Below are 15663 nucleotides of genomic sequence, written 5' to 3' on the forward strand. Positions count from 1 at the left end.
CTTTCTTCTAATACCATAAATGGAATCGCGATAAACTACTTCCTAGGAAGAAGTTCACAACAACTAATAGATAGGCATAGATATGTACCCATGCATAAGTTGTTCCTGTCAGCTTGCTTTTGCGATTCACATATAGTATAAAGCAATACAAAATTAAAATAATGAAGGACCCTATGATTTTCGAATCGAAAATCGAAAGACTCTCTAATGTTAATAGTGCCCATTCAAACCCTAATATTAAACTTATAAATAACATCGGAATCCCAATAAAAAATGAAATATTCATCCAGCTACTCGTTTGCTGTAGGGATGGTAATCTTGTCCATAAATGTGTCCACTTTTTCTTTTTCAGTAAACGATATAGAACGAGATACAAAATGGCAAACACGAATGTTAAAGTGAACGCTGCATATGACAGTATCGCAAATGATATATGAATAAAAAGCATTTCCGAAATTAATGTCTCTCCGACGGCTCCTGTAGGGCGTTTAGGCATAAATGTAAAGATACTAGCGAATAAAAATCCTAGTATATTAATAATAAACACCGGTAAGTCCACCTTCGCAATACAGTGAAGGATAATCGATAACGTCACAAGTAACCAGGAATAAAATAAAATTCCCTCGGACAAGGATAGAATCGGAAAACGCTTTGTTTCCACAAATGTTAAAATAATAATGGCACTTTGAATCACCCATACAAATGAAACAAGCCAAAAAGCAATGCGTCTTGCTCGTACTTGCTTATAAAAATAATCAGTAAAGTAAAAAACTAGACTGATCGCATACAAGACGATCATCACTTCATATAGTCTCGTCATGGTCAAATCAGCCAATAGACATCCCTTCTTTGTAGTAAAATGGTCAAGCTAGTATCTCTCAGAAAACAAAAAAAACGTTTTCGTATCCTTAGTTTACCATACAGATACGAAAACGCCTCTTGTAATATCAGTAGAGAATCCAATTGCGCGAAGTACTTACGTACAACCATTTTGGCTACGCGTACACATTGGATATTTTAGAAAGAGTACTTTGGCTCAGCAGAAGTTTGAGATGCCTTTGAGCGTTCTTTACGCTCAAGATCTTGCTTTGTCATCTCCTGAACTTCAACTTCAACAGCCTCTTCTATACCAAAAATTTGTTGGAATAAACGTAACTGTTCATTTGCTTTTGGTTCATTTGCCAATTCTTTAGCTTGTAAAATTGGCTCTTTTAACAATTGATTGATAATAGATTTTGTATGTTTGCTTAAAATTTTACGTTCACGATCCGTTAAATCTGGCATTTTATTTTCGATACTAATCATCGTCTCTTCTTGAATACGATTAGCTTTTTTACGTAACGCTGAGATGACTGGTACTACACCAAGCGTTGCTACCCAATCTTTAAATTGGTCAACTTCTTTGCCAATCATATCTGTAATATCAGCAGCAGCACGTTCACGCTCTGCTAAATTCGCTTCAACAATACCTTGTAAATCATCAATATCGTATAAGAAAACATTTGGTAAGTCGCCTACTCGTGGATCAATATCACGAGGAACAGCAATATCAACCATAAACAAAGGTTTTCCTTTACGTAAACGTTCCACAAATTGCATCAGCTCATAATCAATAACAAAATCTGTTGCACCTGTTGAAGTGATTAAAATATCCGCCTCTAAGAGAGAACATTGCAATTCCTTCATTGACTTGGCTTCTCCGTGGAATTTAGCTGCTAAAGTTTCTGCTTTTTCAAATGTACGGTTGATGACAGTAACTTTTCCTACACCACTACCGTAAAGATTCTCAATAGCAAGTTCCCCCATTTTTCCTGCACCTAAAATAGCTACATGCTTACGTTGTAAAGAGCCAAAAATTTTCTTAGCTAATTCAACGGCTGCATAGGAAACAGATACTGCATTCTCACCAATCGCTGTTTCATTATGTGCACGTTTTGCAAATGTTACCGCTTGTTTAAATAGCTGATTATAAACCGTACCTGTTGTACCAATCTCTTGTCCACTTAAAAAGCTTTTTTTTACTTGCCCTAAAATTTGCGTTTCACCAAGAACCATTGAATCAATTCCAGCTGTCACTTTAAATAAATGTTCGATTGCCTCATCTTCTTCACGAATCGTTAAATACGAAGAAAATGTCTCCACAGGCAAATCAAACCATTTGGCTAAAAATTGTTTCACAAAATGACGTCCAGTATGCAATTGATCCACAACAGCATATATTTCTGTACGGTTACAAGTCGAAACAATAACGTTTTCTAAAATACTTTTTTGCTTTTGCAGCGCTTCCATTGCTTGTGGTAGTTCACTCTCAATGAATGATAACTTCTCACGTATTTCAACAGGCGCTGATTTATAATTCAAGCCTACTACGATGGTATGCATGAATAACACCTCACACGTTCTAATTCACAAATCTCATTATAGCACAGTTCGACAATAGTTCATCACTAATTTGTGAACATGTCATGAAGAACTGCAATTCGTCATCTACATTAGAATTATTATAAAATAAGTGTAACAAATTATACGTCTTGTTTCAAATTAAAAAACTGCCCCCATTGTTTGGGGGCAGTTTGCTTATTAATTTGTAATTGTAACTGTTTGTAACGCGATTATATTGCCATCTTTATCATATGCCACAAACTGGATTTCATTATTGACTTTAAAGTCCTGCATCGTTTGTACAGTTTTCGTTAACATATAAACATGATCACTACGCTTTTGTAATTCAAATTGGACATCTCCACTAATCGAATTGTAGCGTACATTCATCTTATCAACGTTTTGACAATTACCATCAACTCGAGCGCTCATTGTAAGATAGCCTTTTCGTAGCGAAACGCTTGTTTCTTCAAATAAATCTTCCGGGTTGATACAGCTTGAAGCAGGTGTTTTACATAAAATAGTATCAATTAACTTCTGGAACACTTGATGCAATTTTAGATTATCAATCGCATGGAAATATGCTCCGCCAGTTTCTGTAGACAATTGCATTAATGTGGCATCATTTACTTGTGATTTTTTGCCCATACTTACAGTGTACACTTTAACGCCTTGCTTTTTCGCCTCATTAATAACCTTCGTCATTTTGGTTTTACTTGTTTTACCGTCAGATACTACGACAATCGCTTTGGCTGTTTTTGTATCATTTGAGAATTTTGTTAGTGCGATATCAATACCAGCAAAAATATCTGTCGCACCCTTCTCTTTGGATGCTTTGTAAAGATCTTTCTTCAGCACAGCATCTGTCGTCCCTTCACCAAGAACCGTTGCTTTTGTATTCGTTTCGATGACGATATTATTTTTTGCTTTCAATTGATTGATTAGCTCAATCATTTTTTTGCCACGATAATTCGTTGGATCAACTGCCTTCATAGAAGAAGAATAGTCGACTACATAGGCAATCTCTGTTGCTAACGAACATGAATTTTTACTAAAGTATGGATTAGTAAAAATATCTTTCGTTACTGTTTTATCTTTTAAACCCCTTAAAATTGTTGCATAGCGAGGATCTATTGGATTAACGAGTGTTGCCTCCACTTTTGATTTTCCATAAATAACTGAGTCAAAGTAGGCTACGGCCGTACCTGGGCTACCTGTATTATTTAATGGATCTGAAGTATTCGTAATGAATGAAGCTGTTTTTTCCACGCCATCATACTTAATTTTAACGGTTCCTTGATAATCCGTCACAGGCTCTCCACCAGGGCGAACTAAAGTCACCATAACTTTTGTATATCGATCTTTCCCAGATGGTCTTGAGGCTGCATCGGCACTTTCTTTCAATGCATCTACACGTTTTTTGTAGGCCTCTACTTGCCCAAGTAATTTCCCGCCTTGATATTTTAATAACACCGTACGGTCATAGTTACTTAAGTTAGTGAAGATAGCATAAATTTTCATCACACTATCATAGTGCTCTAATGTTAGATTTTTTTCATCTGGCATTTCTTTCATAAGTTGAATAATGGCGCCGACCGGATTAATATTTTCAACCTGTGATGCAATATCATCATCAATCCCTTGAACGCGATAAATTGGACGACCGTCTTCCGAAATCATATACATGATTTCAGTTTTAGCAGGTGTAGTCACAGAGTCGAGAAGACGACCTTTTATTAGTTCTTCAAATAAGAAAACGGAAATATCATAGTTTTCAAATTGTAATATTGCATGTTCATACCCTAATGCTGGATATCTAGGGTCAGATCCACCATAACGCAAATAGACATTTTGTACATTCCCCAAAGCATCTGTTACATTTGTTTGCTGCCCAATACTAAATAGCTTTTTATCCCCATCATAAGCAAAAGGAATTGGATCATACACATCAATTAAGTTTTGTGTGAAGAACTCTGGCAATTTTTCATAAGGGATATATGGAGGTGTCACATTGCCATTATCATCATCTGAATTTGCAGGATCATATACTTGATAATCAATACGTAATTCTGGCTGTGGTGCGTAACGAACTTCTGCATTTAGCTTCTCCCCAACAAGACATTTCATAGCTGGATCTGTATTATTCACTAGCTCAAAAGAGATAGTATCACGTACTGATTTAGTTAATGATGGTGCGATAACGATAGCTGATACAGTCGAGCCGTCAGATTGGACAGTTTTAACTGCTTCTCCAGATGTATCAACGATTGTGCCGTAAGATGACGTAACTTTGAACGTATACGATTTATCATCCGCAATCGGGTCACCATTACAAGCCTTTAGCGATACGGTCACAAGTGTAGAATCTACATCGTTCGCAATTAAATCTGGCTTTTCCACCACAATGCTTTGCAATGCATTATTAACATTGCTAGGACCAGTAAAATCATTGGAATTATCCTTTGGTACTTCAAAATCAGAACTGTTGGAGCCCATGAAACCAGGCGGTAAAGTGATACTGTCATTATCACGACCTGCTGCACTACGTTTTAATCCTTGTACAGCAAAATTGCCATTTTGAACAGCTCTATATAAAAAGGTTGCAACATCACCACGTGTTAGTTTAGTAGAAGGATTAAAACTAGCAAATGTTTTTTTGCCTGAACTACTTGTAGATAGTTCATTTGAATATAAATATTGTACAGCCTGTGGTTCATCTAAATCTAAGCCTTTAAAGGCAGCATAAATTCGAGCAAATTGGCCACGTGTAACGGCTTTTGTTCGATTAGCATTCACATTTGTACCATTAAACGGTAAATAAAAATCACTATAGAAATTATAAGCAACACTATCAATATATGATAATGCATAGTTACGATCCAGCTTAGCAAACATCAAGATAAGCTCTCGTTCCGTTACTTGTTCATTTGGTAAAAAGTTATTGGCATTGTTCAAAGACATTAGGTCATTGTCAACTGCCCAAGAAATAGCCTTATAATTATTGCTATTTGTAGGAACATCTTTAATTGTTGGAGCTGCTTGCGTGACGACAGGCGTTGCTGTCATCAGTATTAGCATGAAGCAAAGCGTAGTGAGCAGTGCTTTTTTTACATAGGTCATTTTTGTTCAGTCCTTTCCTTAGTTAAAGAACAATATGTCATCACGATAGTTTTGCTTTAAGTCATCTTCTAAATATTTCAAGAAACGCTCTAGAACAACTGATGCCTCTGCACGAGTTAATGGTTTATTTGGATTAAAACGACCGGCCGAGTCGCCAATCATAAGACCAATTTCATTTGCAATATAGATGCCATCTCTTGCATAGTTTGGAATCTGGTTTTCATCTTTAAATTTCGTTATATAGCCAGGATTTGGTGCTCTATTTTCAAGGCCTAAGGCACGAACAAAAATAGTAGCAGCCTGTGCTCTTGTTATGGCACTATCTGGCTTAAAGTAATCAGCAGATACACCCTTAATTATCCCTTTGTTTAAGGCTGACTCTATATAACCATAATCTTTAACTGAACGCTTTAAATCTCTAAACACGCTTGTAGTTGCAGTCTTTTTCGATTTCTTTTCTTCAAACACACGTAAATCTACTGCTTTACCAATTGCTGTTGTAAAGTCTATGCGTTTCATCGGTGTGTTTGGAGAGAAGAAATTACTTGAATCTGAATAAATTCCTAGAGAATATAGCTTTTCAATGGCTTCTTTTGCGTAGTGATTAGTTAAATCACGGAATTTAGGAATAATAAGGCGCTCGATCGTTGGCATGTATTCTGTATCTAAATCAAGCGTACCTTTTTGTCCAGAAGATAAATCATAAGTGTATTCTGAAATAACATCCTTTTCACTTAAAACTGCATAGCCACCCTCAAAACTTCCTAAACTACCAAGGTTTTCTTCATAATTTAAAACACGTGATTTACTTGTAGACAAACGATTTTTCACATGGCTTGTCTTGCCATTACTATAGGAATAAACTGACTCTGTAATTTGTGTTTCTGTTGCTCCCCAAAAATTTTCATAGCCAGCATGTCGACTATCTGTTTCAATCGTTACTGTGTTTTGAACTGCGTTTTTTCCTTTTCCTGTTTCAAATGCATACGTTTTTCGCGAGATTACATTTCCTGAGTAATAATCAGAGGCTGCACGATTATCCGTAACCGTTCCTTGAGAAAATTGATAATCGACTAATGTATAAGTAATAGATCCAATCGTAATTTTCTCCGTATACTTTTTAACCTCACCATTGGATGTTTTTTGGCCGAGTACCGCATAATCTACTACATCAGATTCGTAGGCAATATTTCTTGTCAATGTAGCCCCATTGCTTGCCGTTAGCTTCATGCTATACGTTTCTGTTAACTTACCTTTGGATTCCTTTTGTGCAATTTTAAGATCTTTACTTGTTCCCTTAAAAATAACTGGTGTCCCTGACAGGAACACGGCTTCCTCATATGTATACTCGTTTTTTACAGCACCTGTTGTTTCTAATGAAGCAGCCGATGCATTGAACGGGATAGTAGTTCCAATTACAAAAATAACAAGAACTACCAACGTTATTTTGGATAAATATTTTTGCATTTGCTTTTCCTCTCTTTCACTGTGCATGAAGTGCATAATGAAGCTTGGTCTCATGACTAACAAAAAATCTGCTCGTCTATCGAATGTATTCAAGCCTATGCGAAGTACCTTCCTCTTTTCAGATCATGTATACATCGCCTTTTTGCAAATACTATTCGCATTAGACTCACAGATTCTTTCTTTGTCTTTTATGCTAATCTACTAAAATAAAATGAGCTTTCACAAATCGATCGGATAAGACAACTAAACGATCGGATGGTTGTAAGTCAGAAGCTTGAATGACTTTTCCCGCTTTAATCAACGTCGCTTGGTCAATATTCACATTAACCATTTCACCCGCTTCATACCAACGACCATTTTGCCATTGGCTCACACTCTTGACATTTAGCACAGCAGGGTACGTAGATTTTACTGATTGTAGCTTCCCTGTCAGCATTAATGGAGCAACAGGTTTAGCATTATTTAAAATATGAAGTGCTTGTACATGCCCTTCCTTCACATAGAAGTAACCATAATCACCTTCAGATAAGTAAAGTTCAATATCCGGCATAACACTATACGTTTTATTGCCATCATCCACTAAAGCTTTTGTGGAATTACTTACTGACAGTACTGTACGTTCGGTTTTCTTGAAAACATTCGATTCAATTTTCATCGCATCGTCAATCTCAATTAAATAACCATCTGCTTGAGCTAAGCGTCCATAATATAATTCATGACCAGCTAAGTTAGGTGATATAAAGCTATCACTTGTCACTTGTACCACCTGTGCATAATGATCACGAGCAGCACCGTCTGTAATGACAAAAGCAGTACCATACGCCATCAGCCCAGTAGGTTCAATTAAACGCCCATTCCGAATTAAAATGGTACCATTATGGAAGTACATTGAGCCCGCTGTTTTTAGTTTCAACAGTTTATAATCTGTATCTACAGAAAGCATTGGCTCATAATACGTTCGCTCATTATTTTTCAATACTACAATCTTCTCAATGACTTCTTTCCCAAATTGTTTAACTGTCGCATAGTATGCTTCACTACCTATATAATTTTTCAGTTGACCTTTCTCTACTTTCGTATTGCCAACATATATTGGCACCTTGGATGTAAAAGACATTGTCGAAAGGTCATTTGTTGTTTGTGAGCCAAATTGCCAATTCACAAAGGCATGTTGGTTTTTCACGGTTAATTTATTAGCATTTGGATTGACCGCTTGTATTTCGCCTTTGTATAAGTTTTCCACTAGAGTACCTGTTTCACTAATGGCTACTTTCGTCACCACAGAGGTATTTTTATTTTTAAAACTTAATTTAACTCGATCTCCAACATATAACGCACTAATATCTGTTGCTGAAGAGCCTTTTTGATAATTGGTTTCTTTGTTTATATAGTAGGTTGTTTCTGCACCAACATCTGGTTTTACCATAATAAATAATCCATTTGGATCAATACTCGTTACGACACCAGCCGACGTTTTAACGCTACCTCCAGTTGATGTTCCATTCGTTTCTATTGGTGTATTAGATGTACCACGAAGTTCTACAACACTTCTTAAGGATATTTCAGCTTCCACTGCCATGCCCATTTTAAAGCCCTCAATAGTCGTAGACGTATTATTAATTGATAAACGAGTGTTCTTATTAATATTGAATGTGACTGTTCGTCCACGATCATTTTGCAATGTCACTTTGCTAAGCTGCTTTTCTATCGTACCATCTGGCTTTGTATATTCTGAATACGTTACATCGACAAAGGTCCCCGTCACCAATTGGGCTGCTTTTGCAGGTTGGCTAAAGGAAAAAGCAATAACCATCAGTAACATCAGCATTAGTATGTATGAATACTTTCTCAAAAATCCTGCCTCCTTACTAAATATTAGTAATAGTATATCGTATTATTGGTAGTTTTTCTTATTCGAAAAGTTACATTTTAGAAGTTTCAAACATTCTTAAAAGTAAAGGTAGCTTTCAACTTCAAGCTACCTTGCCTGCATTACACTTGAATATCTATTGTATGTCCGGCTGTTGGATGTGGAGCATCTAACATTTCAACTAATTGTTCTGTGTTTTGTTGCTGCATATCCATAGCCTGTTTCGTAACAGCTAAAGATACATTTTGCATAAGTGTCGCTTGATTCATTGCCATTGATAAAGCTGCGATATCCATCTAGTCCACCTCCTATCTCATTTATCGGACAAATTGTTTAATCATCAAGCGTTTTCCCCAATTTTCTACTTATCTTACTGGTAAAAAGACAAAAAACATCTACTGTCCTAACGACTAGACACAATAGATGTTTTTACATTACATTTTATTTTCAATTGTTTCCCAAACTTCTTCAAAGCCAAGACCCGTTTCCGAAGAAAAGACAATAAGTGGATCACTTTTCTCCAGTTCCAATGTCTCTTTGACAATTTTTTTATGTTTATCCCATTTACCTTTTGGGATTTTATCTGCCTTCGTTGCAATAACAATACAAGGAATATTGTAGTGCTTTAAAAAATCATACATCATGCGATCATCTGCTGTTGGTGGGTGACGCAAATCTATAATTTGTACAACCGCTTTTAATTCCTGGCGCCCTGTAAAGTAACGCTCAATCATTTTTCCCCAAGCTTCGCGTTCAGACTTAGAAACCTTTGCATATCCATAACCCGGAACATCCACAAAAAATAATTGTTCTTCGATTTTATAAAAGTTAAGGGTTTGTGTTTTACCAGGCTTCGAAGAAATCCGCGCTAAAGCTTTACGTCCAATCATTCGATTAATGAAGGAAGATTTCCCTACATTCGAACGACCAGCTAATGCAAATTCTGGCAGTCCATCTTCTGGATATTGGTCTGGCCTTACCGCACTAATGACCATTTCGACATTATGGACTTTCATTTTTCTAAAAACCTCCGTCCAGTGCATAGGCTAATACTTCATCAGCCGACGACACTAGTTTAAATGTTAGTTGCTCACGCACACTGTCAGGAATATCTTCTATGTCACGTTCATTATCTTTTGGACAAATAATCGTTGTTAAGCCTGCACGGTGAGCACTTAATGTTTTTTCTTTTAGACCGCCAATTGGCAATACACGGCCGCGTAACGTAATTTCACCAGTCATACCTACCTCACGGCGAATCGGACGATGTAGAATCGCTGAGACAATAGCTGTTGCCATTGTAATACCAGCGGATGGTCCATCTTTTGGTACAGCCCCTTCTGGCACATGGATATGAATATCATGATTATCAAAATATTCTGCATCCACATTAAGTTGTTCCATTTTCGTACGAACATAGGATAATGCTGTCTGAGCAGATTCCTTCATGACTTCACCAAGTTTACCAGTTAGCTGTAACTTCCCTTTACCTGGTGTTAAGGATACTTCAATTTGAAGTGTATCTCCACCGACTGTTGTATAAGCAAGCCCTGTAGCGACTCCCACTTGATTTTCCTTTTCAGCCTGTCCATAACGGAAGCGATGTTTACCAAGTAATTCTTGTACAGACTTTGAGCTAACTGTTACTCGTTTTTTCTCACCAGATACAATTACTTTGGCGATTTTACGACAAAGTGTAGCAATTTGCCGTTCTAAACCACGAACGCCTGCCTCACGTGTATAATAACGTATAATGTCGAGGACTGCTTCATCCTTCATTACCACTTGTGTTTTTTTCAAGCCATGTTCTTTAAGTTGCTTTGGTATTAAGTGGTTTTTCGTTATTTGCGCTTTTTCAATTTCTGTATAACCTGCAATGGAAATCACTTCCATACGATCTAACAATGGTCCTGGAATACTGCTTAAATCATTGGCTGTTGCAATAAATAATACATTCGATAAATCATACGGTTCCTCAATATAATGATCACTAAATGTATTGTTTTGCGCAGGATCTAAAACCTCTAGCATTGCCGCTGCTGGGTCCCCTCTAAAATCATTCGACATTTTATCAATTTCATCCAATAAAAATACCGGGTTAATGGTACCCGCTTTTTTCATTCCTTGAATGATACGTCCTGGCATTGCGCCTACATATGTTCGTCGATGTCCACGAATTTCAGATTCATCACGCACGCCACCTAATGAAATACGAATAAACTTACGATCTAAGCTCTCCGCAATAGAGCGAGCTAACGATGTTTTCCCCACACCTGGTGGTCCTGCCAAGCATAAAATAGGTCCTCTAAGCGAATTTTTCAGCTGACGCACAGCTAAATACTCCAAAACTCGTTCTTTGACTTTTTCTAATCCATCATGATCTCGATTTAAAATATTCTCAGCATGGGCAATATTCATGCGATCTTCTGTTGAATTTGTCCATGGTAATGAGATGAGCCAATCGATGTAATTGCGAATAACGCCGCTTTCTGCACTGGCACTTGGTATTTTTTCATATCGATCTAATTCTTTCAGTGCCGCCTCTTTTGTTGACTCTGGCATACCCGCTTCGTCAATACGCTTACGCAATTCCGCTACTTCTCCAGTCTTCCCTTCGCGGTCTCCCAGCTCTGTTTGAATAGCTTTCATTTGCTCACGCAAATAATATTCCTTCTGCGTACGCTCCATTGATTGCTTTACTTTAGAATTAATTTTCTTTTCTAAATCTAACACTTCTTGTTCATCGTGCAAACGAATAATTAAGTGATCTAATCGTTTTTTTACATTCAGCATTTCCAATACTTCTTGCTTATCCGCAATCTTAAATGGTAAATGAGAAGCAATGATATCTGCTAAACGGCCAGGCTCTTCAATATCTGTTACAGTGTTGATGGTTTCAGTCGTAATCTTATTGGAGGATTTTGCATATTTTTCAAAATACGTCATTAATGTACGCATCAATGCCTGCGTTTCTACATCTTTATCTATTGACTCCTCTTTTACGTCAACATCCACAACAGTATACTTCTCTAGCGCACGGTAGTTATTCCAGGTAGCACGCGATACCCCTTCTACTAGTATACGCAATGTGCCATTTGGTAATTTTAGCATTTGTTTAACAAAAGCCATCGTACCAACTGCATACAAATCTTGCTCTTCTGGCTGTTCATCGTGCATTTCTTTTTGTGTCACCAATAAAATCATTTGGTCCTCTAACATCGCCTGCTCTAGCGCCGCTACAGAACGATTTCTACCCACATCAATATGTAACACCATCGATGGGTATACTAAAAGTCCACGTAAAGGCAATAATGGTACATTTGTTGTTTTTTGTATTGTCACCATGCGGGCATTCACCTCCGTCAAAATTTTCATGTTCACATCCCGCGCTACTAGTATGTGTTTAAAAAATTGATTCACACTAGTTATTGAAGCGAGCCAAAAATTTCTTCAAGTTACAGCTGGCTTTATGTAGGAATGAATAAAAAGCTGACTGTCGATATGTGCGAATATTGCACAATCGAAGTCAGCTAATTACTCTCTATCTCACAACGGTAGACAGCCACATCTATTCGTTATGCTGAAGTTTTAGTGTCGCTACCTTCATCGAGTTCAGTGCCATCTTCAAGAAGCAATTTCGGTTTTTCTTTATCCGTAATTGTTTTTGCTGTAATGATACATTTTTTTACGTCTTCACGGGAAGGCAATTCGTACATTACATCAAGCATTGTTGACTCAATAATTGAACGAAGACCACGCGCACCTGTTTTACGCTCAATCGCTTCCTTCGCAATTGCCACAAGAGCCCCTTCATCAAATTCAAGCTCAACACCATCTATTTCAAGCATTTTTTGATACTGCTTAGCTAGTGCATTTTTTGGCTCCGTTAAAATTTGTACAAGTGCAGCTTCATTTAATTGCTCTAGACTCGCAAGTACAGGTAATCGACCAATGAACTCTGGTATTAGACCAAATTTCAGTAGATCCTCAGGAATCAGCTTGGACATGATAGAACCTTCATCAACTTCTACTTTATTCGGATCTGAACCGAACCCAATTACTTTTTCCCCTTGTCGGCGTTTAATGATAGTTTCAATACCATCAAATGCACCACCAACAATGAAAAGAATATTGGTTGTATCAATTTGTAAAAACTCTTGATGAGGGTGTTTTCGTCCTCCTTGTGGTGGAACACTTGCAACTGTTCCTTCTAAAATTTTAAGGAGTGCCTGCTGAACACCTTCGCCAGAAACATCTCGTGTAATCGATGGGTTTTCTGACTTTCGTGCAACTTTATCGATTTCATCAATATAGATAATCCCTTTTTCAGCACGCTCGATATCATAATCTGCTGATTGGATTAGCTTTAATAAAATATTTTCTACGTCCTCACCGACATAACCTGCTTCAGTTAGTGAGGTAGCATCCGCAATTGCGAATGGAACATTTAATATACGTGCTAACGTTTGAGCTAATAAAGTTTTACCGCTACCAGTTGGGCCGATTAACACAATGTTCGATTTTGCTAATTCAACATCATCAATTTTACTGTTCGTATTGATGCGTTTATAGTGATTGTAAACTGCGACTGCCAATGCTTTTTTAGCACGCTCTTGTCCAATTACATACTCATCTAGAATCGTTAGGATCTCTTTCGGTTTTGGGATATCTTGGAATTCGATTTCCTCTTCTACACCTAGTTCCTCTACAACGATTTCGGAACAAAGCTCGATACATTCATCACAAATATAAACACCTGGACCTGCAACTAATTTACGTACTTGTTCCTGTGGTTTTCCACAGAATGAGCATTTTAAATTGCCTTTTTCATCATTAAATTTGAACAATATGTTTCACCCCTATTCAAGCAACAATCTTACAAGATTATTGAACCTTTATCAAATAAATTGTCTGCATCATTTACTGCTCGGCGTTCCTGCCTACATAGATTATAACGCATCGTCATGTACTTTACTTCATTTGTCTCCTGAAGCACTGTAGAAACCTGTTACCTTCGCCACCTTACGCGCTATAAAGTTACGGCTCTTCACTCCAGTTATACAAAAGAATAACTGATCTCTATTTATAAATCTACTACATGCATGGACCGAGGGCTTTTTTCATTCAAAAGAATAAGTCATGTTAATAAGATCTATCTGAATGAAGTTAAATTTAGCATCGTATCAATTTCGCCTTGACGCAAGGTCATCTAAATTTTAAATTGTGCTAGCACCTTTAATTTTTCGAAACCTGTCAATGGCTCTATCTTCATTCAGTGATTGGACACACACTACAAAGTCTATATAGAATACAACACTCCCCTAAAGAGAAGAGGTCTTTTGTACTGATCTATACTTTCAGTACAAACATCTGCTGAATGAAAATAAAAACTAAAACAATACTATGTATAAGTGAAGTAAAAAGAGAACTAAACTTTAAGGGGACTGATTTTAAGAGTTTATGTGATAAAACAAGGCACGGATTAATGCCGTACCTTGTTTTTTTTAACTATCTAATTACACAAAAACCTATTCAGTAATTTTAGCGTTTTCTACTAAAAATTCAACTGTTTTTTGGATTTTGATGTCGTTTTCAAGTACTGCTGTTCCACCTAAAGCACCTGTGATTTGATCTTTTGTCATATTGAATTGAGCAGCCATTTTTTCTAATTCTGCTTCAATATCAGCTTCAGTTGCCTCAATTTTTTCAGCTTCAGCAATCGCTTCAAGTGTTAATGACACACGTACACGGCTTTCTGCTTCTTCTTTCATTTGGCCACGTAGATCTTCTTCTGATTGACCAGAGAATTGATAGTAAAGATCTAAGTTCATACCTTGCGTTTGTAAGCGTTGACCGAACTCTTGTAACATACGATCAGTTTCAGAGTTAATCATACCTGCTGGTACTTCAAATTCAGCATTTTCAGCAGCTTTTTCTACTAGCTCATCACGAAGAGCTGCATCTGATTCTGCTACTTTTTGCTCTGCAGTTTGTTCTTTAATTTTAGCGCGTAAAGCTTCTACGCCTTCCACTTCTGGATCAATTTCTTTTGCGAATTCATCATTTAACTCTGGAAGAACTTTTGTTTTAACTTCTTTCACAGTTACTTTGAACGTAGCTTCTTTACCAGCTAATTCAGCTGCATGGTATTCTTCTGGGAATGTCACAACAACATCTTTAGATTCGCCAGCTTTTACACCTACTAATTGCTCTTCAAACCCAGGAATGAATGAACCTGAACCGATTTCTAGTGGATAGTCTTCACCTTTACCACCTTCAAAAGCTTCTCCACCTACGAAACCTTCGAAGTCGATTACAGCTGTATCACCATCTACGATTGCTTCGTCTTCTTTAATTTCTAGCTCAGCTTTACGAGCTAATTGTTCTTGAATTTGAGCATCCACTTCTTCATCTGTTACTTCTACTGGAAGTTTAGATACTTCTAGACCTTTGTAGTCACCAAGCTTTGGTTCTGGTTTCACTGTTACTTGTGCAGTGAAAGTGAAGTCTTGGCCATGTACAAAGTTTTCTGTACCAGAGATTTCTGGGTAATCAACTGGCATAATTCCAGCATCATCAATTGCTTTTGCATAAGAATCAGGAACGATGATTTCTAATGCATCTTGGTATAGAGATTCGATACCAAAACGTTGTTCAAACATTTTACGAGGCATTTTACCTTTACGGAAACCTGGTACGTTAATTTGTTTTACAACTTTTTTGAACGCTTGGTCCATTGCTGCATCTACTTCTACAGCAGGTACTTCGATTGTAAGAGTACCGATATTACCTTCTTGTTTTTCCCATTTTGCTGACATGTATAA

At 37.1% G+C, this 15663-nt stretch carries 10 protein-coding genes; all 10 read right to left on the reverse strand.

Translation table 11 applies throughout. From position 1 onward, the window contains the following. Positions 1-7: 7 nt before the first annotated feature. Entirely contained in the window at positions 8-820 is an 813-nt protein-coding gene (locus tag MHI22_RS09340; RefSeq protein WP_231745107.1) for a cytochrome C assembly family protein, read from the reverse strand. A 197-nt stretch (positions 821-1017) separates the two neighbouring features. Next, positions 1018-2382, reverse strand: a complete 1365-nt coding sequence (gene hemA, locus MHI22_RS09345; protein WP_036123975.1) for a glutamyl-tRNA reductase — start codon at positions 2380-2382, stop codon at positions 1018-1020. Between the two features lie 198 nt (positions 2383-2580). Continuing rightward, positions 2581-5502 (reverse strand): VWA domain-containing protein, encoded by a 2922-nt coding sequence (locus MHI22_RS09350; RefSeq protein ID WP_340811802.1) that lies wholly within the window; start codon positions 5500-5502, stop codon positions 2581-2583. A gap of 18 nt (positions 5503-5520) precedes the next feature. Further along, positions 5521-6969 carry an S-layer homology domain-containing protein gene (locus tag MHI22_RS09355; RefSeq protein WP_036123969.1) on the reverse strand — a complete coding sequence of 483 codons (1449 nt, stop codon included), beginning with the start codon at positions 6967-6969 and terminating at the stop codon, positions 5521-5523. 193 nt (positions 6970-7162) lie between these two features. Then, complete coding sequence (locus MHI22_RS09360; protein WP_340811804.1) at positions 7163-8821, reverse strand: hypothetical protein; 1659 nt, start codon at positions 8819-8821, stop codon at positions 7163-7165. Between the two features lie 140 nt (positions 8822-8961). Then, positions 8962-9135 (reverse strand): YjfB family protein, encoded by a 174-nt coding sequence (locus MHI22_RS09365; RefSeq protein WP_082673761.1) that lies wholly within the window; start codon positions 9133-9135, stop codon positions 8962-8964. 138 nt (positions 9136-9273) lie between these two features. Continuing rightward, positions 9274-9855: a ribosome biogenesis GTP-binding protein YihA/YsxC gene (gene yihA / locus MHI22_RS09370; protein WP_036123963.1), complete on the reverse strand. Its 582-nt coding sequence runs from the start codon at positions 9853-9855 to the stop codon at positions 9274-9276. Between the two features lie 4 nt (positions 9856-9859). Continuing rightward, positions 9860-12184, reverse strand: coding sequence for an endopeptidase La (gene lon, locus MHI22_RS09375; protein ID WP_058844880.1), 2325 nt, complete (start codon positions 12182-12184; stop codon positions 9860-9862). A 230-nt stretch (positions 12185-12414) separates the two neighbouring features. Continuing rightward, complete coding sequence (gene clpX / locus MHI22_RS09380; RefSeq protein ID WP_036123956.1) at positions 12415-13686, reverse strand: ATP-dependent protease ATP-binding subunit ClpX; 1272 nt, start codon at positions 13684-13686, stop codon at positions 12415-12417. A gap of 681 nt (positions 13687-14367) precedes the next feature. Continuing rightward, positions 14368-15657 (reverse strand): trigger factor, encoded by a 1290-nt coding sequence (gene tig / locus MHI22_RS09385; protein ID WP_036123952.1) that lies wholly within the window; start codon positions 15655-15657, stop codon positions 14368-14370. Positions 15658-15663: the final 6 nt, after the last annotated feature.

Source organism: Lysinibacillus sp. FSL L8-0312 (assembly GCF_038003285.1).
GTDB lineage: Bacteria > Bacillota > Bacilli > Bacillales_A > Planococcaceae > Lysinibacillus > Lysinibacillus fusiformis_D.